Source organism: Caballeronia udeis (genome assembly GCF_001544555.2).
GTDB classification, from domain to species: domain Bacteria; phylum Pseudomonadota; class Gammaproteobacteria; order Burkholderiales; family Burkholderiaceae; genus Caballeronia; species Caballeronia udeis.
In genome coordinates, this window is the sequence record NZ_FCOK02000024.1 from 27,698 (window position 1) to 47,766 (window position 20,069).

The following is a 20,069-nucleotide window of genomic DNA, read 5'->3' on the forward strand; positions in this document are numbered from 1 at the left end:
CACCGTGGCGACTCCGACAGACCGCCACGGCTACGACAGCGCGCCCGGCCTGCACGGCGCACAGGCTGTGACTACGCCGGGTCGTTCATCGCCGGCCCGGCAGTGGACGGCGGGGGACGCGGCGCCCGTCTCCGCGAGTTCAGGCCGACCACGGCTGGGCGCTGGAAAGCACAGGAATCGCCGGCTGAGAGAGAAAGCGTCACCAAGACGCTTCCAGGCGAAACACGCGTTGCGGGAGAGGCCGGCGACTTGAAACCCCGCTGCGTGTTCGACCCTAAACCAAGAATAACGTGACCCCGGGGAAACTCATGTGGCTGTTTGCTTTGTTCCAGGCTGAAACCTTGTTGGGTCGTATCTTCAAGCTGGGTGTGTGCGGCGCGGCGGTCGTCGCGCTTTATGCCGGTCTTGCCTCCAGACCGCAGTCGAGTGTCCAGATTGCGCTATCGCTTGCCGTGATCGCGGCGCTGTGGGTGCATGGTTATCGTGAGAGCAGACGGTTGTCGTATGCATCGGCGCAATGCGATGCCGAGATCAGCGAGGACGAGGGCCGGATCCGGGTAGCGGGCGGTGGCGTCGATCTCGCGTTTCATCTCAGGTCGCGAACGCTGACGGTCAACAAGGTCGCGAAGCGGCTCGTCTCGACCGAAGCCCCCGGCGAGTTTCAACGTCTGCGCTCCGGCCGCTTCGAATGGCCGTTCCGGGCGCTGGCGGATGAGCCTGATTCGGGTGGCGCGAGCGTGGGCGCCGTGTCCGCGGCTTCAGAACGATGGGTGGGCGAGGCGCAGGCTTTCGCTTCAGATACGGGCACCGATACAGCCGCCGGCGCAAGTACGGCGCCGGTCGGTGAACGCAAGATCGACGTGTACTGGATGCATCCGGGCCAGGGTGACCGCCGGCTGTTTTCGGTGGCTGGCCCGGCAGGAAAATACGAAGCAATGGAACGCGCTTTTTCGATCTTCGCGGCATGGATCGATCAAGAGGACGAAGCACGTCGCGCGATCGAACGCCGCAACAAAGCCGAGGCCTGGCAACGCGACTGGGAAGCGAAACGGCTGGCGGAAGAGACGGAGCACACGCGGCGCCGAGGAGACGGCGCCATCGACGAAACCGATCCGCACTTGCGTGTCGCGGTCACGGCGATAGCGCCGTCGAGAAGGTGGTAACCGAGCCGTCGCCCGCTTGAAAAGCGGACGTCGTGCCGTGTTGTCCTATCGCCCGGAAGGAGCAAAAACGCGCAGACGATGACCGTCCGGGTCCAGCGCGACGAAGGTAAAACCGAAATCCACTTCCGTCGGCCGCTGGATGATTTCCAGGCCGCGTTCCACCCAGTCGGCAAAGAGATCGTGCACGGTGTCGCTGTTGCTCACCGAGAATGCGAGTTCCCCGCCGCCACCTGCCGCAGCCGCTGCCGGTTCGACCGTATGCTTTGACCACAAGCCCAGCTTGAGACCCGACTTCATGATGAACATGGCGAACGTCGGCGAAGATTCGACGGGCGTTTTGCGAAGCAAGCCCGCATAAAAATCCGCGCTCGCGGGAGGGTTGTCCACGTACAGGATGATGAAGTTGGGTTCGGTCATGGTGTTCGCTCGCGATGGGTCGGGGGAGGCCGCCGGGAAGTTTGGCCGGGAAGTGCGGCCGGGAATCCAGCGGGGCCGGCGCTTAACTGCCGGTGCTGAAGTTGAGTCCATCGTAAGCGCTGCTATTGCCAGTTTTTGTCAGTAGTCGATCGCAGAAACGCTTGCTGAAAAGGTTCTTTCCTTGCTCCGGCGCTGCGCTGATCGCGCGGCAAGACCCGGAGAAAGTCTTCGAGCCTTACTGGCGCCGGGCGAGCAGTCAACCGGGCGGCGGTGTCCCTTGTCCGGATAAAGTGATATACAACATAGATATCATATATTGGAGGTTGCAATGACCCCGTATTCTCGTTGACGTGCCCGACGCGCAACTCAACGATTTGATGCAGATCGCTGAAGCTGAAAAACGATCGCGGGCGGCCGTGATTCGCGATGCACTTGATGGATATATTGCGCAACGCAAACCTGCACTTGCCGTTGATGTATTCGGGTTATGGAAGGACAGAAACGTCGATGGTCTGGACTACCAAGATAAGTTGCGCTCGGAATGGTAAACGCTCTTTTTGACACCTGCATTCTCGTTGACTATTTGAACAAGGTCGAAGCCGCAAAAGCCGAGATGACACGATACGAATCTCGTGCGATCAGTCTGATCACCTGGACGGAGATCATGGTTGGTGCCACGCCCGAAGCTGAACAGCAGCTTCGGGCGTGGCTTAACACTTTTCGTATCATTGCTATTGATGAATTGATTGCCGCCAGGGCAGTCGACATTTGTAAGAAGCATCGGATCAAGCTTGCTGACGCAATTGTTTGGGCGTCGGCCCAGGCGCATTCGCTGTTGCTGGTCTCGCGCAATATCAAGGATTTTTCAGCTGATCAACCAGGTGTCCGCGTCCCTTACCGACTCTGACAGGAGGGGTGAGCACAGTGCCACTGGCAGCGGCACTTCTCCATTGCGCGTAGCCCAAGCATTCCGTTCAGGACTTCCACTGGTCAACACGGCACCCGTTACGGTTGGCAGTGGGTCGATCTAGCGCCATCCAGAGTTCGTTGCTACGTCTTGACCGACGCAGCAGTTCCAAACTCCGCCCCCAAGCCCTCTCCATACAAACCCGTATTGTCCCTGCCAATTCGGCGCTGCTATCGTTTGCAAGCGCTTGTGGAAGCGCTTCCACTCCACCGCTCAAAAGGAGTCCTCGTGGCACTCGACGCATCCGTTGTCTCCAGCGATCCGTTTTCTCCTCCTTCCGATTCAGCCCTCTGGCGACGAGACTTTCTGCTCGGCGCCGCCACCGCCTCTTACCAGATCGAAGGCGCCGTCAATGAAGACGGCCGGCTTCCGTCGATCTGGGACACGTTCTCGGCCACGCCCGGCAAAGTGCTGGCCGGAGACACCGGCGAGGTCGCTTGCGATCACTATCATCGGTGGGAGTCGGACCTCGACCTGCTTTCGACACTTAACGTAGACGCTTATCGTCTATCCATTGCATGGCCGCGCGTGATGGATGAAGCGGGGCGCCCGAACCGCAAGGGAATCGATTTTTACAAGCGCCTGATAGGGCGGCTGAAAGAGAAGGGTCTCAAGACGTTTGTCACGCTCTACCACTGGGACCTGCCGCAACACCTGGAAGACCGCGGCGGCTGGCTGAATCGGGATACAGCGTATCGCTTCGCCGACTACGCCGACCTCATGAGCCGCGAACTCAGCGGCCAGGTCGACGCCTGGGCCACGCTCAACGAACCCTGGTGCTCCGCGTACCTCGGCTACGGCAACGGCCATCATGCGCCGGGCCTCGCGAACGACCGCTATGCGACCCAGGCGATGCATCACCTGCTGCTCGCGCACGGCACTGCGGTGCCGGTCCTGCGGGCGAACGATCCCGCGTCGCTCAAGGGCATTGTCGCGAATGTGGGCCGCGGTACCCCGGACACCGACAGCGAAGCCGATGTCCGCGCCGCGCATCTTTTTGAAGTCCAGCACAACGCATGGATACTCGACCCGCTGTTTAAAAAGGCCTACCCCAAGGACCTTTTCGAACTGTGGCCTGGCACCGAGCCACTCGTGCTCGACGGCGATATGGAAACCATCGGCACGCCGCTCGATTTCCTCGGCATCAACTATTATTTCCGTACCAACGTGAAGAGCGATGGCGCGCATGGCTTCACGGAAGTGCCGTTGCCAGGCGTCGAGCGCACGCAGATGGGCTGGGAGATTCATCCCGATGGCCTGCGCGACCTGCTGATCGGATTCAACAAGACGTATGCGTCATTGCCGCCAATCTATATCACCGAGAACGGCATGGCGTCCGACGACAAAGTGGTTGATGGGCGCGTCGATGATTCGCAGCGCATCTCGTTCCTCAAGCGCCATCTGGCGGCCGTGGATAGCGCGATCAAAGCCGGCGTCGACATACGCGGATATTTCATCTGGTCGCTGATGGATAACTTCGAATGGGCCTTCGGTTACGAACGCCGTTTCGGCGTGTTTCATGTCGACTACAGGACCCAGAAACGCACCATGAAACACAGCGCCGAACTGATCGCGAAGTTCCTTGAGGAACGCAATTCCAACGCCTAGGCCAACACCCGCCCGACCCGCAGTTCGATTTCAATGCCGAAGCCGTTGGACCAAATGGACTACAGGGCCAAATGGAAGACATAGCCCGGAGGAGACTCAATGAACAGCATGAAGAAACTGGTCGTCAGTGTCATCGCAGCCGTTGCGGCTAGCAGCGCAGCGCACGCGGATCCGTTGAAAGCCACCGTGATCCACTGGTGGACATCGGGCGGCGAGTCAGCCGCCATCAAGCAGTTCGCCGATGCCTATAACAAGGCCGGCGGCTTGTGGATCGACCAGGCCGTGGCCGGTGCGGACCAGGCGCGCTCGACCGCAATCAACCGCATCATGGGCGGTGATCCGCCGACCGCCGCGCAGTTCAATACATCGAAGCAATTCCACGACATCATCGACCAGGGGCTGCTGAACAACGTGGACGATGTGGCGGCCAAGGAGAACTGGGACAAGATCTTCCCGCCGTCGATCATTGAAAGTATCAAGTCGAACGGGCACTACTACGCAGCGCCCGTGGATATCCACATGCCCGCCTGGTTCTTCTATTCGAAGCCGGCGTTCCAGAAGGCCGGCATCACGAAAGAGCCGGCCACCTACGACGAGTTCATCGCGGATCTGGACAAGCTGAAAGCGGCCGGCGTGATTCCGCTCGCGCTCGGCGGTCAGGCGTGGCAGGAGAAGATTACTTTCGACGCGGTGTTTGCCGACGTCGGCGGCCCGGACCTGTATCTGAAGGTATACCGTGATCGCGATGTGAACGCGGTCAAGTCCGATGCGTTCAAGAAGGTGCTGACGCAGTTCAAGCGCCTGCACAACTATATTGATCCGGGCTCGCCGGGCCGCAACTGGAACGACGCCACCGCGCTGGTTATTTCCGGCAAGGCCGGCGTGCAGATCATGGGCGACTGGGCGAAGGGCGAGTTCTCTGCAGCTAACCAGACCGCGGGCAAGGACTTCGGCTGCTTCCCGGGCTTTGGTCCGCATTCGCCGTATCTTGTCGCCGGCGATGCGTTTGTCTTCCCGAAGACCGACAACCCCAACGTAGTCAAGGCACAGAAACTGCTGGCGACGGTCATGACGTCACCGGCTGCGCAGGTTGCGTTCAGTGCGAAGAAGGGGTCGATCCCGATCCGCTCGGACATCGACGATTCGAGTCTCGACATGTGCGCGAAGGAGGGCATCGCGATCATGAAGGACAAGTCGCGGCAATTGCCGAATCCGGAAATGCTGACGCCGCCTGACATCAATGGTGCGCTGCAGGACGTCATCACCAACTTCTGGAACAAGAACCAGTCGGTGGAGGATGCGCAAAAGGCCTTCGCCAGCGGGCTGAAAAGCTGATGGCGTCCGCGCCCGCGAGCAAGACCCTGCGCGCTCCGGTCAGTCACGCGAAGCGCAAGCCGCTGAGGAAGCGGTTTGCGCTGACAGCTTATATCGCGTTGTTGCCGATGGCGCTCACCGTGGTGTTCGCCTATCTCGGCACGATGTTATGGAGCTTGCGCACGTCGTTCACCAACTCGCGCACGTTTGCATCCAACAGCTTCGCGGGCGTGTCGCAATACGTACGGCTTTTCAATAACGACAGGTGGATGCTGTCGCTGCAAAACATCGTGGTCTACGGGATTTTGTTCATCGTCCTGTGCCTCGCGATCGGTTTGCTGCTGGCGGTGTTCATCGACCAGAAGGTGATGGCGGAGGGCGCGCTGCGAACGATATTCCTGTATCCGTACGCGATGTCCTTCGTAGCAACGGGTCTTGTGTGGCAGTGGATCCTGAATCCGGAATTCGGCATTCAGGAAGTGCTGCGCAGGATCGGTTTTACACACGCGCGTTTCGACTGGATCGTCGATCAGGATCGCGTGATCTATACGCTCGTGATCGCAACCGTCTGGCAGGCGTCGGGACTCGTGATGGCGTTGTTGCTCGCGGGACTGCGCGGCATTGACGAAGAGATCTGGAAGGCCGCGCGCATAGACGGCATTCCGCGCTGGCGTGTCTACGTCAGCATTGTCATCCCCATGCTCGGTGCGTCCATTTCAACGGCCTTCATCCTGTTGTTCGTGATGGTCATCAAACTCTACGACGCGGTTGTCGCCATGACGCAAGGCGGCCCCGGCACGGCAAGCGAAGTGCCCGCGAAGTTCATCATGGACTACCTGTTCGGACGCGCGAATCTCGGGCTGGCATCGGCGGCTTCCATCGTTCTTCTCGTTACCGTGCTCGCAATTCTCGCGCCGGTCTTCTATATTCGCAGCCGCGCGCTGCGGCTCAGGGATTCCCGATGAACGCGCCACGCCAGCCGTTAAAACGCAGGTCGCGCTTTACGCCCGCGCGCTTGGGCGTGTATGCGTTCCTGCTGACTTCAGCCTTGTTTTTCCTGCTGCCGCTGTATGTGATGCTCGTCACGTCAGTCAAGCCGATGACCGAAATCCGGCTAGGCAATATCTTGTCGCTGCCGGTGCATTTCACCCTGGATGCATGGCGTGTCGCGTGGCAATCGGCCTGTACGGGACTGGATTGCCAGGGCATTCAGGTGGGCTTCTGGAACTCGGTGCGCATTGTCGTGCCGAGTACGGTCCTGTCCATCCTGGTCGGCGCGGTGAACGGCTACGCATTGTCGTTCTGGAAACCGCGCGGGGCCACCACGCTGTTCGCAATCTTGCTGGTGGGCGCATTCATCCCGGTGCAGGTGATGGTCTATCCGCTCGTCCGGGTGCTTGCAACGGTGCATTTGTTCAGCTCGTTGCCCGGCATCGTGCTGATCCACACCATCTTCGGCATGCCCGTGATGACCCTGCTGTTCCGCAACTACTACGCGGCGCTGCCGCATGAACTCTTCCAGGCAGCGCGCGTGGACGGCGGCGGTTTCTGGCGCATCTTCCTGCAGCTCATGGTGCCCATGTCCACGCCGATCATCGTAGTCGCCATCATCATGCAGGTCACCGGCATCTGGAACGACTTTATCCTGGGTCTCGTTTTTGCAGGAACCCGGAACCTGCCAATGACAGTACAACTGAACAACATCATCAATACCACGACAGGCGAACGCCTCTACAACGTCAACATGGCGGCGACCATCCTCACCTCCATGGTGCCGCTTGCCATCTATTTCGTCTCGGGTCGCTGGTTCGTCCGCGGCATTGCTTCCGGTGCGGTCAAGGGTTAGTCCAGGACTCATTCATGTCTACAGTCATGTCGAACGTTTCAATCCGCGACCTGGAGATCCAGCTTGGCTCCCATACGATCATCGGGTCGCTCGACCTTGAAGTTGAACCGGGCGAGTTTCTCGTATTGCTCGGACCTTCGGGGTGCGGTAAATCGACCTTGCTGCACAGCATTGCGGGGTTGATCGATGTGAGCGGCGGCAGCATCGAAATAGGTGGCCAGGATATGACCTGGGCCGATCCGAAAGATCGCGGTATCGCGCTCGTGTTCCAGTCCTACGCGCTGTATCCGACCATGAACGTCGAGCGCAATCTCTCGTTCGGCTTGCGTATTGCCGGCACGCCCAAAGCCGAGATCGAACGGCGTGTCACGCGTGCGGCCGAGATGTTGCAGCTTGGCCCGTTGCTCAAGCGCAGGCCCGCGCAACTGTCGGGCGGGCAGCGCCAGCGTGTGGCGATCGGCCGGGCGATCGTGCGTGAAGCAGACGTGTTCCTGTTCGACGAACCGCTGTCGAACCTCGACGCAAAACTGCGCACGGAACTCAGGCGTGAGCTGAAGCAACTGCATAAGCGCCTGGGCGCCACGATGATCTACGTGACCCACGACCAGGTCGAGGCAATGACACTTGCGACCCGCATGGCCGTCATGCGCGGTGGTGTGATCCAGCAGATCGGCACGCCCGCGCAGGTCTATGCGCATCCGGATAACCTGTTCGTTGCCACGTTTCTCGGCTCGCCGGGTATGAACCTGCTGAAAGGGACGCTCGGTCGCGAGGGCGGTGGCGTGCGGTTTCGCAATGAGCACGTCGACGTTGACGTTTCCGCGTATTCGTTTCTGCAGTCACCGCCGGAGAATCAACCGTGCGTGCTCGGCGTGCGCCCGGAGGACGTCTCCATCGATCCGGCGTTCGAGCATCGCGGCACGGTGTCGCTCGTTGAACCCATGGGCAACCACCGGGTAATTTGGCTCGATTATCATGGCACCCAAATCGCGTCGATCGTGCAGGACACGGCGACGGCGGCGGTTGACGAGATCACGGGCTTTTCGATCGACAGCAAGCGTATTTCGCTCTTCGACGAAACCAGCGGTGACCGGCTCTAAGCCAGCATGAAGTCTTTATTCACGGAGTAACAGTGGCAACCCTGAAGGACGTCGCGGTTCTTGCCGGCGTGGGCATGTCCACTGCATCGCGCGCTATCTCCGGCCGCGGACCTGTTTCAGCCGATGCGCTCGCGCGGGTGCAGGCCGCGATTGCCGAATTGAATTTCCGGCCTTCATCGATCGGGCGGGCGCTGTCAACGCAATCGCTCGGCATGATCGGCATCTTCGTGCCGACGTTCTTCGGCCCGTACTACGGCACGATCCTCAAGCAGACCGACATGGAGTTGCGCAAGGTGCATCGCCATGTGGTGGTGGCGACGGGCTGCGGCGACGACCCGCCGCGCGACCAGGCGATTGAAGCAGTGCAGTTCCTGATCGGCCGCGATTGCGATGGCGTAGTGGTGACGAGCCATGACCTGCATGACGAGGACCTCATCAAGATGCATCGCATGCATCCGAAAATGGTGTTCCTCAATCGCGACTTCGCGCAGATGCCGGAGGCGTCGTTTTGCGCGGATCATCATCGGGGCGGGGTGCTGGCGGCGCAGACGCTGCTTGCACATAAACACAAGAAAATCGCCGTGATTTCAGGGCCTTTCCAGGCTTCCGACAATTACGCGCGGATCGCAGGATTCTTCGAAGAGCTCGCGCGCAACGGCATTGACCGGACCGAGGTCCAGTTGATCGAATCGGACTTTTCGCCGGACGGCGGATATGACTCGGCGAAGCAACTGCTGGCGTCGAAGAAAAGGTTTACCGGGCTGTTCTGCGCCAACGACACCATGGCGATCGGCGCCTTGTCGTGTTTGCAGCAAGCGGGCATTTCGGTGCCGGACGAGATGTCGGTAGTCGGTTACGACGACGACTATTCCGCGGCGTTTTCCGCACCGGGCCTGACCTCGGTCCACATACCGACCGCCGACCTCACGCAGAACGCCGTTCGATGGTTGCTCAACGAGTGTTACGGGACCGCCTACACGATCTATCGCGAGTTTCCCGTGACCGTGACGAACCGCGCGTCGGTCGCCGCTCCAGCCAAACGACTGCGGACATGAGCTAACGAAACGTAACGTCGCGTAGCGCTCAAATACCTTCCTGCGCCCGCCGCAGCCGTTCGCGGCTGTTGATCAGATGGAGCCGCATGGCGGTACGCGCCGAGTCGGCGTCACCCCGCTCGATAGCATCGCAGATCTGCTCGTGCTCGCGATTCACGCGTGTCAGATAGTCCGCGTACCGGGCGGGCGGAATCTGCGTGGCGGTGAGGCGGGTGCGGGGAATCATGTGAGTGCCGAGGTGGGTCATGATGTCCACGAAATAGCGATTGCCCGTGGCATGCGCGATTTCCAGGTGAAAGCGGATATCGGGCGAGATGGTCCCGTTCGCCTCGCCCAGGTTGCGCTCGAAGTCATTCAGCGCGCGCCGCATGGCAGCGATCTGCGTTTTATCGCATCGCGCCGCAGCCAGGCCCGCGCTCTCCGTCTCCAGGCTGATACGCAACTCAAGCACGGCGAGGGCGTCGATGGAACCCGCCACGTCAGCAGGATCGAGCTGAAAGAGCGCTCTGCCCGGCGCCTCGCAGACGAAGGTGCCAATGCCATGCCGCGTCTCCACGAATCCCGCAGCCTGCAGCTTCGACAGAGCCTCGCGTACAACCGTGCGGCTCACGCTGAAGCGCTGGACCATTTCGGCTTCGGTCGCGAGCCGGTCGCCGACCTTGAGCTCGTCGGTTTCGATCTGCTGGCGCAGCGCATCGACTACCTCGGTCGTCAGGCTGCGCCGTACCGAGTGGTACGCCGGGGTTTCGAAGACAGCACGAGTCGGTCTCTGCACGGCTACCTCGATTGGGATAATGTTTCGCCAAAGTTGACAAACGGATGTGCGAATGATTATATGCACGCTGTAGTCATATGACAACGTACAATAAAAGCCGGATCAAGCGGCTTATCCGATCGAAAGGAGCATGAAAGCTCCCGGTAGCCGCGCTTATTGGAGACAGGCTTACATGGCCAATCAAGAACACGCAGTCCCGTTTAAACGCCTGTTGCTGACCGGCGCTGCCGGCGGCGTAGGCAAGGTCATCCGTTCGCGCGTGGCCTCGTTCGCGGACAAGGTCAGGGTCTCGGACCTGTCGGCGGCATTGCCCCTGGACGGGGCGCCGCATGAGGAAGTCATCCCTTGCGATCTCTCGGACAAGCAGGCCGTTGACGCCCTCGTGGCGGGTTGCGACGCGGTCATCCATCTCGGCGGGGTATCGGTGGAACGGCCCTTCGAAGAGGTGCTGGAAGCCAATATCAAAGGGGTCTACAACCTCTACGAAGGCGCTCGCCGGCACGGCGTCAAGCGCATCATCTTCGCCAGCTCCAATCACGTGACCGGGTTTTATCGGCAGGACGAGAAGATCGACGCGCATGCGCTGAGACGTCCCGACGGCTATTACGGCCTGTCCAAATCGTTTGGTGAAGACGTGGCGCAGTTCTATTTCGATCGCTACGGAATCGAGACGGTGAGCATTCGTATCGGCTCCGCGTTTCCGGAGCCGAAGGACCGCCGGATGATGGCGAGTTGGCTCAGCTACGATGACCTGCTTGACCTCCTGCAACGCAGCCTCTTTACGCCCGATGTCGGTCATACCGTGGTCTACGGGATGTCAGACAACATGGTCACATGGTGGGACAACCGGTTTGCATCGAAGCTGGGGTTCGTGCCGCGTGATTCGTCGGAGCCCTTCCGGGCAAAGATCGACGCGCAGCCGGCGCCCGAGCCCGGGAGTGCCGTAGCGGTGTTGCAGGGCGGGGCGTTCACCACAACGGGACCGTTCGAATAACGTCCGAACCACGTCCGACTCATTTCGAGTAAGCCCGCAAGACTGACCCCAGGCGCACCACCCCTGCTTGCAACAACCCCGGCATTGCTGCGATGACTTTCTCTCTCGATTTCAGCCCGCTGCTTCCGTACTGGCCCGTCTTCCTGAAAGGCGCCTGGCTGACGCTGAAGATGACGACCGTAGCGGTGTTCTTCGGTGTGATCCTGGGAACGCTGGTGGCGTTCGCCAAGCGCGGCAAGAACCGGCTCTTGTCGCGGCTCTGCTCGATCTATATAGAGGCCGTGCGCAACACGCCGTTTCTCGTGCAGATCTTCCTGTTGTACTTTGGGCTGGCCAGCTTCGGCGTGCGCATGCCGACCTTCGCCGCCGCCGCGCTCGCGATGGTGATCAACATCGGCGCTTATGCGGCCGAGATCATCCGCGCCGGTCTCGAATCGGTGCCGCGCGGGCAGATAGAGGCGGCCGAATGCCTGGGATTGTCGCGCTGGCGGATCGGCTGGCACGTGATGCTTCAACCATCCATTGAAAAGGTGTATCCCGCGCTGACCAGCCAGTTCCTGCTGATGATGCAGGCCTCGGCTATCGCGTCGCAGATCTCGGCGGAAGAACTCACGGCAACTGCGAACACCGTGCAATCCGATACCTTCCGTTCGCTCGAAACGTACATCGTCGTGGCGCTGCTTTATCTCGCGCTGTCGCTGTTGATCAAGCTGATTGCGTGGGGCGTAGGCGAGGTCGCGTTCAAGCGTCGGCGGGTCATCCGCCAGGCGGCGGAGCGCGCCGGTAAGCCGGTGCCCGATCAAGGGCGCATTGATACAGTGATTCCCGGGGGTGCGGCATGACCGGCGGTTTCACTGCGGCACATCTGTTTTATCTCATGCACTCGATCTGGTGGACGCTCGTGCTCTCTGCGCTGGCGTTCGTGCTGGGCAGCATCGGCGGCTTCGGCGTGATGCTCGCGCGCATTTCGCCGCGCCGCTGGCTCAGCCGTCCGGCGATGGTCTACATAGAAGCCATTCAGGGCATTCCGCTGCTGATCCTGTTGTTCATCGTCTACTTCGGTTTGTCCGTGTATGGCTTCCAGGTGCCCGCACTGGTCGCCGCGGGCCTTGCGCTGATGGTGTACACCAGCGCGTATCTCGGCGACATCTGGCGCGGGTGTATAGACGCCATGCCGAAGCCCCAATGGGAAGCGGCCGAATGCCTGTCGCTGACGCGCTGGCAGACCTTGCGCCTCGTGATCATTCCGCAGGCGCTGCGTCTTGCGCTGCCTCCAACGGTGGGTTTCCTGGTGCAGGTCATCAAGATGACGTCGCTTGCCTCGGTGATCGGTTTCGTCGAATTGACCCGCGCCGGTCAGATCATCAACAACTCGATTTTTCAGCCGTTCCTTGTGTTCGGGCTCGTCGGGGTTTTCTATTTCGTGCTGTGTTATCCGCTCTCGCGCTGGAGCCAATCGATGGAGAAAAAGCTCAATGTCGGCAATCGTTAAGCTCGCGGACGTCTATAAGAGCTTCGGCTCGAACCAGGTGCTCAAGGGCGTGTCGCTGGACGTGGCCAAGGGCGAAATGATCGCCGTGATCGGTGCGAGCGGTTCAGGGAAAAGCACGGCGCTTCGGTGTATCGACCGGTTGGAAACCATCGACCGGGGCACGATCGAGGTATGCGGCATTCGTGTCGATGACCCGAAGGTGGACCTGCACCAGTTGCGCCGCGAAGTAGGCATCGTGTTTCAAAGCTACAACCTGTTCGCCCACCTGACCGTAGAAGAAAACATCATGCTGGCGCTGCGCCACGTAAAGAAACTCGGACGCGACGAAGCGCGCCGCGTGGCGATGGGCGTGCTCGATCAGGTCGGCCTCGCGCAGAAAGCCGATGCGTACCCGGAGCAGCTTTCAGGCGGACAGCAGCAGCGCGTGGCGATAGCGCGCTCGCTCGCGATGTCGCCGAAGGTCATGTTGTTCGACGAAGTGACGTCCGCGCTCGATCCGCAACTGACTGGCGAAGTTCTGCGCGTGATGGAGGATCTGGCGAAGGACGGCATGACCATGCTGCTGGTCACGCACGAGATGGCGTTCGCCAAGCGCATGGCGGACCGGATCATTTATATGCACCAGGGGAAGGTGTGGGAGGTCGGCAGCGGCGACATGCTCGACGCACCGCAGACGCCTGAATTGCGTACGTTCCTGAACAACGGGCTGTAGTGTGCAAGCCGGGCTCGAAAGAAATCTTTTGAACTGACCATAAGAATGGAGACTGCTTTGAAGACCAACCGATCCAGATTCATCATGCGCGGCTGCGTGGCCGCTTTGTTGCTGGCAGGCGTTGCGCACAGCGCGATGGCCGACCAGCTCGACGACATCAAGAAAGCGGGCAAGATACGCGTGGCGATCGCAATGGGCACGCCGCTCTTCAGCTACGCCGACGCCAACCTTCAGCCCGCGGGATCGGATGTGGACACGGCCGCGGCGCTTGCCAAGGACCTCGGCGTGAAACTGGAACTCGTGCAGATCACGAATGCGGCGCGGGTGCCGACCTTGCAGGCCAGGCGCGCGGATCTCGTGATAGCGGATCTGTCGATTACGCCTGAGCGTGCGAAGGTTGTCGACTTCTCGATTCCCTACGCGGTCATCACGATCATTGTGGGCGGGACGAAAAGTGAGAACGTCAAGAATTACGGGGACCTGAACGGCAAGACAATCGGTCTTACGCGCGCCACCGTCAACGACACCATCACGACGCAAATGGCGAAGGGCGCGCAGATCCAGCGCTATGAAGACGATGCCACGCTGATCACATCGGTCGTAACCGGGCAGGTCGATATCTTCTCCAGCACGCCGTCGAACCTGGCCGAGATGGTCAAGCGCGCGCCGAATCGCAATCTGGAATTGAAGTTCCCGCAGAAGGATTTCGACCTGGGCATTGCGATGAACAAGGACGAGCCGAAGCTCAAGGAGTGGGTCAATAACTGGGTGAGCGCGAACCAGAAAAATGGCACGCTCAATGCGATCTACAAGAAGTATCACGGCCGCGACTTGCCGGCGAGCGTGACGAAGGGTTAAGCCTGCATAGCATGAAAAAAGGGCATCGCGATGTTGATCGCGATGCCCTTCGTATTTCACAAACTTGTTTCGCGAACTTGTTTGGCCGGCCGCAGATCAGGCCGGGGGAGTCTGACCAATCTCGTGGTTGGCCAAATACTCCAGTGCGCGGACCATGCCGGAGTGGTCCCATGCCTTGCCGCCATGCGCGGCGCATGCATTGAACAGCGCCTGGCAGGTTGCGGTGTTGGGCAGCGACACGCCAAGCGACTGCGCCGTCGAGAGCGCGAGATTCAAATCCTTCTGATGCAACTCAATGCGAAAGCCCGGATTGAACGTGCGTTTGGTCATGCGCTCGCCATGCACTTCCAGAATGCGCGAGGAGGCGAAACCGCCCATCAATGCGGTGCGCACTTTCTCCGCATCGACACCGGCCTTGGACGCCAACAACAACGCTTCGCCCACCGCTTCGATCGTCGCCGCGACGATCACCTGGTTCGCCAGCTTGCAGACCTGTCCCGCGCCGACTTCGCCGATCAGCGAGACGTTTTTCCCCATCATGTCGAAGAGGGGTTTCACGCTGTCGAAGGAAGCTTCCGAACCGCCGACCATGATCGTCAGCGACGCCGCTTTTGCGCCGACCTCGCCGCCCGAGACCGGCGCGTCCAGATAGTCCGCGCCGCGCTCGCGCACCTTCGCCGCGAACTCGCGGGTTGCGATGGGCGAGATCGAGCTCATGTCCACCACGACCTGGCCTTCGCGCAACGCGGCGACCACGCCGTTCTCGCCGAACAGCACGCGCTCCACGTCCGGCGTATCCGGCACCATGACGAAGATGACGTCGGCTTGGCGCACGACCGCGGCCGGGCTGTCGCACGCGAGCGCGCCGGCCTGGGTCAATGTCTCCGGTACGCCGCTGCGGGTGAATGCCGCCAGCGCCACGCCGTTCTTGATGAGGTTCTCGGCCATGGGTTTGCCCATGATGCCAAGACCGATGAAGCCTGCTTTCTGCATGTCAATCTCCACAAGTTGTCTGGGTGCGTCCTGCCAGGGTCCGGTTTCCGTGCTGCTACTTCTGCATGAAATGTTTCTGCACGGCTTGCGCCGCGTTCCTGAGCAGGCCCATGTCGGCACAAACCGCGATCACCTGGCAGCCCATCGACAGATACCGTTCCGCGTCGGCCTGCACGGGCGCCAGTGTGCCGCTGGCTTTACCCGCTGCGCGGGCGCGCTCGAAGACGTGTGCAATCGCCTGCTGCACGTCCGGGTGATTCGGATTGCCGATGTGTCCATAAGACGCCGCCAGATCCGACGGACCGAGGAACACGGCATCAACGCCTTCGACGGCAAGGATCTCATCGATTACATCAACTGCTGTCCGGCTTTCGATCTGGACCACGACGCAAATGTTGTCGTTCGCGGTGCTCAGGTAATCAGTCACGGTCCCGTAACGATTCCCGCGATGACCCACCGACACCCCACGAATCCCTTGGGGCGGATAACGCGTCGCGGCGACGGCGCGGGCGGCGTCGGCGGCGCTGTCAACAAAAGGGATCAGGAAGTTGAAGAAGCCGCTATCAAGCAGCCGCTTGATTACCACGCTGTCATTAGCCGGCGGCCTGACCACAGGGGCGCTGCGGCTGTCCTTGAGGGCCATGAGCTGCGGGATGAGGGTGAGGACGTCGTTGGGTGCGTGCTCGGCGTCGAGCAGGATCCAGTCGAAGCCCAGCATGCCGAGCAGTTCGGTCGTGATCGGGCTGCCGAGCGAGGCCCAGCATCCGATCTGGGTTTCGCTCTTCAGGACCGACTGGCGAAACGTGTTGGGCAAAGACTGGTAAGGCGAAGACGGTGTCATGGCTAGGTTTCCTCTGGCTTGACGCCTTGAGTTGGACGCTGAAGTATCCCGGCAATCTCATACGTTATCAGACGTCATATTACATCGAGGCTTTTCGGAACTGCAAGTGCATTGGCGGGTTGAGGGCGCCGCTCACGCGCATTCCCCTACGATACGCGCCGTTGCTTTATAGGCCCACGCGACCCTGCGGGGGTTGTGCGTCTGCCTCCGCGAGAAGCCAGTCCTTGAACAGGCGCACCGGTTCACGTAGCTCGGCGCCACCCGCGTGCACAATATAAAACGCCTTCTCCAGCGGAAGATGGGCATCGAAGGGTTCGATCAACGTACCCGCTGCGATTTCCGCTTCAACGAGCAGGGCGCTCGTGATCAAGACCCCCTGACCGTGGACGGCGGCCTCGACCGCCAGCAGGGTCTGATCGACATGAATGCTCGCAATGGCCGCTATGTGAGCGTGATCGAGCCCGGCGAACGTCGTCAGCCAGGCATCCCAGTGCGGGTGGAACGTATCGCGCAGCAAGGTCGCACGGGTCAGGTCGGTTGGGCGCTGCAGCACAAGGCGTTGCGCGTACTCCGGGCTGCAATAGACATGCGATGCATCGGCGCAGAGCAGCCGGGTTTCGAGGCCCGGCGCTTTGCCGTCGAAATGCCGGATAGCCAGATCGAATGGTTCGGACTCGAAAGTTGCCAGCGCCGTGGACGAGCTCACGTGCAGGGCAACTGACGGATAGCGTGTCAGAAAGCGCGCCATGCGCGGGGCAAACCACTTGGCGGCGAAGCCCGGCGGCATGGTCACCCGGACCCCTTGGCTATGACGTTCACGCAGACCAACGCTGGTCCGGACAATGTCGCGCAGGGGAGGCAGCACGCTTGCCGCGTACGCGATGCCGTCCGCGGTGGGCTGGATTCGCCGGATGTGCCGGGTGAACAGCGCGACTCCCAGCCATTCCTCGAGATGCCGGATTTGCTGGGCGACGGCGCCCGGGGTGACGGAAAGCTCATCGGCTGCACGAGAAAAACTATTCAACCGCATGGCGGCTTCGAATGCCCGCAATGCATTCAATGGAGGGCTGACGTTCATGGCGTAGTTTTTCTATTCCATGGAGAAGATAAGATCAGTTGTAACGGTTTTGGTCGATGGAGACAATAGCTTCACCAATCGACCCTCTCACATGACCGCCATGAAATACGCCGCCTACGTTGCTTTCGCCCTGCTCGGCGCGATCTGGGGCACCAGCTTCATCTTCACCAAATGGGCCGCCGTCTGGATTACCACGGGCCAGATCGTGTTGCTGCGTGTCCTGTTCGGCTTTGTGCCGGTCCTCGTGGCGGCGCTCGCGAGCCGCTCGCTGCGGTGGTGGCATCTGCGTCACGCGCATCATTTTCTCGTGATGGCCTTGCTTGCCACGGTCGTCTATTACTTCGCGTTTGCGCAGGGAACCGCGTTGCTGCTCTCGAGCGTTGCGGGCATGCTCAGCGGCGCCATTCCGCTATTTTCGTTTCTTGCCGCGTTGATATTCTTGCGCGAGGAGCCGCTGAACCGCCGCTGCGTGGCAGGGATGCTCATGGGTTTCGTGGGTGTGCTGCTGGCTGCCCGGCCGTGGACCAGCGGGGCGTCGCAGGTCAGTTTGCCGGGCGTGCTCTATATGCTCGGGGGCGCGTTCAGCGTGGGCTGCTCATTCGTGTATGCGCGCAAATTCCTCAGCCCCCTGGGCATCCCGCCGGTTGCGCTGTGCTGCTATCAGATCGGCACGGCGCTCGTCATGTTGCTGCTGGTCACGGACATGCACGGCGCCACGCGCATCCTGAACGACGGGCGGGCATCGCTGGGGCTTGCGCTTGGCCTTGGCCTCACGGGCACCGGGATTGCGTACTTCCTCTATTACTTCATCGTGCAGCGTCTGGGCGCAATGGCCGCTGCCGGCGTGACTTACATCCCGCCGGTGGTCGCGTTGTTCATCGGCTGTGTGCTGGCAAGCGAGCCATTGCGTTTGCTCGATGTGATCGCAATCGCAGCGATCCTGCTGGGCGTGTTCATCCTGCAATCCGCTCGCTCGGGACGTCAGGCACAGGCGCCTGCGATTGCGCGGCCAATACGCTGCGGGGAGCAAGCGTAGGGGGAAACGCGCGACGGCGGAAATGACAGGCCAGTCGCCTTACGACCAGCCAAGCGTGTCACCACGCTTATAGCGAGTATTTTTCGAATCGCCGTCCGGCGCCGTATTGCGCCCGTCCCAGCCTTATAAAACAAGGGTTTCTGGCCCCTCGCCGCCATTTTCTCCAACCGGCTGCCTGCCTAAACTTATCCGCCCGCGGGCCGTAAGGAGAGGGTCGGCACGGGCCGATGTCCTCGCGCGACGCAGCGCATCGTATGGAGATTCGATGAAAACAGCGGTAAGCATCAAGGCGTGGCTCAGTATCCTGGTGGCGGCATTCGCCATCATGTTGGCCGCCACGGGCGGCTACAGTATTTATGCCGCGCGAACGGCCGACGCATCCATGCGCGCCCTCTACATGCAGGACACCCACGGACTGGACCTGCTCGCCAAGGACACGATCCGCCTGCTGATCGCGCGCACGGCGTTGCAGGACTACGACCCGCGCGCGGGCAATGCGGATGCGGCGGCGTTGCTGCGTGACGCCCAGGGTGCCATAGACGGCGCGAATGACGCATGGAAAACGTTTGCGGTACTTGCCAGCGGCCATGAAGAGCAAACGCTCATGCAGACCGCGAACCATGCACGTGAGCAACTCGTCCAACAGACGCTTCTGCCGGCAGTGGACGCGCTGGAATCGAAGCGTGTGAGCGATATCCGCGAGTTCAACGAGAACCAGATCAAGGACGCGTTCAACGCCTATGATGCCGCGCTGCAGCCGCTTGTCGCCATGGAGTTCGAGCACGGCAAGGCGCGTTTCGAAGCCTCGCAGCAACGCACGGACACGGTCATGTGGATCTCTGCGGCGCTGCTTGTAGCCGGGCTCGTGCTGGCGTTCTTCTCGCGTGTCGCATTGGAGCGGATCGTGATCGTGCCGTTGCGGGCAGCAGTGGCGGCTTGCACGGAGATAGCCGGAGGCAACCTGGCTACCCGGCTCATCGCGCGCCGACAGGATGAAATCGGTCGCCTGATACAGGGGTTATCGACAATGCAACAAGGCTTGAGCACAATAGTCGGCGGCGTACGCGACGGCACGGAGCAGATGGCCGTGGGGACACGCGAGATTGCGTCGGGAAACATGGACCTGTCGCAGCGGACCGAGGAGCAAGCGGCTTCGCTGCAGGAAACGTCAGCGAGTATCGGGCAACTGACGAGTACGGTACGCCAGAACGCCGATAGTGCGCGCCAAGCAAGCGGCCTTGCGCAGACCGCATCGGAAACCGCCAGTCACGGCGGTCAGGTCGTAGCCGACGTGGTGTCGACCATGGATGGTATCAATAGTAGTTCGAAGCAAATTTCAGAGATCATCGGGGTGATCGAAGGCATTGCGTTCCAGACCAATATTCTTGCATTGAACGCGGCGGTTGAAGCGGCGCGAGCGGGCGAGCAAGGGCGTGGATTCGCCGTGGTGGCAAGCGAAGTGCGCGCGTTGGCGCAACGTTCAGCCGGCGCCGCGAAGGAGATTCGCGATCTGATCACCACGTCGGTGGAGCGTGTCGGCAACGGCTCGGTGCTGGTCAGGAACGCGGGCAGTGCAATGGGCGACATCATCGTCGCGGTAGGCCGCGTCACGGACATCATGCGGGAGATCACGGCGGCGTCCGAGGAGCAGACCACCGGCATTGAGCAGGTCAATGTGGCTATCGCGCAGATGGATCAGGTGACGCAGCAAAACGCCGCGCTGGTCGAACAGGCTGCCGCCGCGGCGGCAACGCTTGAAACGCAGGCGGCACAGATGAACGCGGCCGTCGCGCTGTTCACGCTCGCCGCGCGGTAGCGGT

The 20,069-nt window shown here is 61.0% G+C and carries 21 protein-coding genes; 16 read left to right on the forward strand and 5 right to left on the reverse strand.

The features are described 5' to 3' along the window. Positions 1–308: 308 nt before the first annotated feature. The gene (locus AWB69_RS18395) at positions 309–1,163 is read left to right on the forward strand and encodes a hypothetical protein (RefSeq protein ID WP_062087266.1); all 855 of its coding nucleotides are present in this window, start codon (positions 309–311) and stop codon (positions 1,161–1,163) included. Between the two features lie 45 nt (positions 1,164–1,208). Here AWB69_RS18395 and AWB69_RS18400 read toward each other — a convergent pair whose 3' ends face one another. Next, complete coding sequence (locus AWB69_RS18400) at positions 1,209–1,580, reverse strand: VOC family protein (protein ID WP_062087268.1); 372 nt, start codon at positions 1,578–1,580, stop codon at positions 1,209–1,211. Positions 1,581–1,930: 350 nt separating this feature from the next. On the opposite strand from AWB69_RS18400, the gene AWB69_RS18405 reads away from it, so the two are divergent. From AWB69_RS18405 to AWB69_RS18440, 8 genes are all read left to right on the forward strand, one after another. Next, positions 1,931–2,128 carry a ribbon-helix-helix domain-containing protein gene (locus AWB69_RS18405; RefSeq protein WP_269447486.1) on the forward strand — a complete coding sequence of 66 codons (198 nt, stop codon included), beginning with the start codon at positions 1,931–1,933 and terminating at the stop codon, positions 2,126–2,128. Then, complete coding sequence (locus AWB69_RS18410; protein WP_062087270.1) at positions 2,122–2,487, forward strand: type II toxin-antitoxin system VapC family toxin; 366 nt, start codon at positions 2,122–2,124, stop codon at positions 2,485–2,487. Before AWB69_RS18405 ends, AWB69_RS18410 begins: the two co-directional genes overlap by 7 nt. A gap of 288 nt (positions 2,488–2,775) precedes the next feature. Then, positions 2,776–4,155 carry a GH1 family beta-glucosidase gene (locus AWB69_RS18415; protein WP_062087272.1) on the forward strand — a complete coding sequence of 460 codons (1,380 nt, stop codon included), beginning with the start codon at positions 2,776–2,778 and terminating at the stop codon, positions 4,153–4,155. Between the two features lie 99 nt (positions 4,156–4,254). Continuing rightward, entirely contained in the window at positions 4,255–5,490 is a 1,236-nt protein-coding gene (locus AWB69_RS18420; RefSeq protein ID WP_062087274.1) for an ABC transporter substrate-binding protein, read from the forward strand. Beyond that, entirely contained in the window at positions 5,490–6,434 is a 945-nt protein-coding gene (locus AWB69_RS18425; protein WP_062087276.1) for a carbohydrate ABC transporter permease, read from the forward strand. Before AWB69_RS18420 ends, AWB69_RS18425 begins: the two co-directional genes overlap by 1 nt. Next, complete coding sequence (locus AWB69_RS18430) at positions 6,431–7,315, forward strand: carbohydrate ABC transporter permease (RefSeq protein ID WP_062087278.1); 885 nt, start codon at positions 6,431–6,433, stop codon at positions 7,313–7,315. The genes AWB69_RS18425 and AWB69_RS18430 overlap by 4 nt, the downstream gene beginning before the upstream one ends. A gap of 14 nt (positions 7,316–7,329) precedes the next feature. Continuing rightward, positions 7,330–8,415, forward strand: a complete 1,086-nt coding sequence (locus tag AWB69_RS18435) for an ABC transporter ATP-binding protein (protein ID WP_062087280.1) — start codon at positions 7,330–7,332, stop codon at positions 8,413–8,415. 32 nt (positions 8,416–8,447) lie between these two features. Then, complete coding sequence (locus AWB69_RS18440; protein ID WP_075643941.1) at positions 8,448–9,470, forward strand: LacI family DNA-binding transcriptional regulator; 1,023 nt, start codon at positions 8,448–8,450, stop codon at positions 9,468–9,470. Positions 9,471–9,498: 28 nt separating this feature from the next. On the opposite strand, the gene AWB69_RS18445 is transcribed toward AWB69_RS18440, so the two are convergent. Then, entirely contained in the window at positions 9,499–10,245 is a 747-nt protein-coding gene (locus tag AWB69_RS18445) for a FadR/GntR family transcriptional regulator (protein WP_062087283.1), read from the reverse strand. A gap of 172 nt (positions 10,246–10,417) precedes the next feature. Between AWB69_RS18445 and AWB69_RS18450 the strand changes: the two genes are divergently transcribed. From AWB69_RS18450 to AWB69_RS18470, 5 genes are all read left to right on the forward strand, one after another. Next, positions 10,418–11,239, forward strand: coding sequence for an NAD-dependent epimerase/dehydratase family protein (locus AWB69_RS18450; protein WP_062087285.1), 822 nt, complete (start codon positions 10,418–10,420; stop codon positions 11,237–11,239). A 92-nt stretch (positions 11,240–11,331) separates the two neighbouring features. Further along, positions 11,332–12,081 (forward strand): amino acid ABC transporter permease, encoded by a 750-nt coding sequence (locus AWB69_RS18455; protein WP_062087287.1) that lies wholly within the window; start codon positions 11,332–11,334, stop codon positions 12,079–12,081. After that, positions 12,078–12,731, forward strand: a complete 654-nt coding sequence (locus tag AWB69_RS18460; RefSeq protein WP_062087289.1) for an amino acid ABC transporter permease — start codon at positions 12,078–12,080, stop codon at positions 12,729–12,731. The genes AWB69_RS18455 and AWB69_RS18460 overlap by 4 nt, the downstream gene beginning before the upstream one ends. Beyond that, positions 12,715–13,443, forward strand: coding sequence for an amino acid ABC transporter ATP-binding protein (locus tag AWB69_RS18465; RefSeq protein ID WP_062087292.1), 729 nt, complete (start codon positions 12,715–12,717; stop codon positions 13,441–13,443). Before AWB69_RS18460 ends, AWB69_RS18465 begins: the two co-directional genes overlap by 17 nt. Positions 13,444–13,527: 84 nt before the next feature. Continuing rightward, complete coding sequence (locus AWB69_RS18470) at positions 13,528–14,301, forward strand: transporter substrate-binding domain-containing protein (RefSeq protein WP_156528893.1); 774 nt, start codon at positions 13,528–13,530, stop codon at positions 14,299–14,301. Between the two features lie 96 nt (positions 14,302–14,397). On the opposite strand, the gene AWB69_RS18475 is transcribed toward AWB69_RS18470, so the two are convergent. From AWB69_RS18475 to AWB69_RS18485, 3 genes are all read right to left on the reverse strand, one after another. Beyond that, positions 14,398–15,414: a 2-hydroxy-3-oxopropionate reductase gene (locus tag AWB69_RS18475; protein ID WP_231937159.1), complete on the reverse strand. Its 1,017-nt coding sequence runs from the start codon at positions 15,412–15,414 to the stop codon at positions 14,398–14,400. Beyond that, on the reverse strand, positions 15,350–16,135 hold the full coding sequence (gene garL, locus AWB69_RS18480; RefSeq protein ID WP_062087295.1) for a 2-dehydro-3-deoxyglucarate aldolase: 786 nt from the start codon (positions 16,133–16,135) through the stop codon (positions 15,350–15,352). Before garL ends, AWB69_RS18475 begins: the two co-directional genes overlap by 65 nt. 166 nt (positions 16,136–16,301) lie before the next feature. Continuing rightward, positions 16,302–17,213, reverse strand: coding sequence for a LysR substrate-binding domain-containing protein (locus AWB69_RS18485; RefSeq protein ID WP_062087297.1), 912 nt, complete (start codon positions 17,211–17,213; stop codon positions 16,302–16,304). A 91-nt stretch (positions 17,214–17,304) separates the two neighbouring features. Between AWB69_RS18485 and AWB69_RS18490 the strand changes: the two genes are divergently transcribed. Then, positions 17,305–18,249, forward strand: coding sequence for a DMT family transporter (locus tag AWB69_RS18490; protein ID WP_231937160.1), 945 nt, complete (start codon positions 17,305–17,307; stop codon positions 18,247–18,249). Between the two features lie 265 nt (positions 18,250–18,514). Beyond that, positions 18,515–20,065 (forward strand): methyl-accepting chemotaxis protein, encoded by a 1,551-nt coding sequence (locus AWB69_RS50360; RefSeq protein ID WP_062087299.1) that lies wholly within the window; start codon positions 18,515–18,517, stop codon positions 20,063–20,065. The last annotated feature ends 4 nt before the right edge of the window (positions 20,066–20,069 follow it).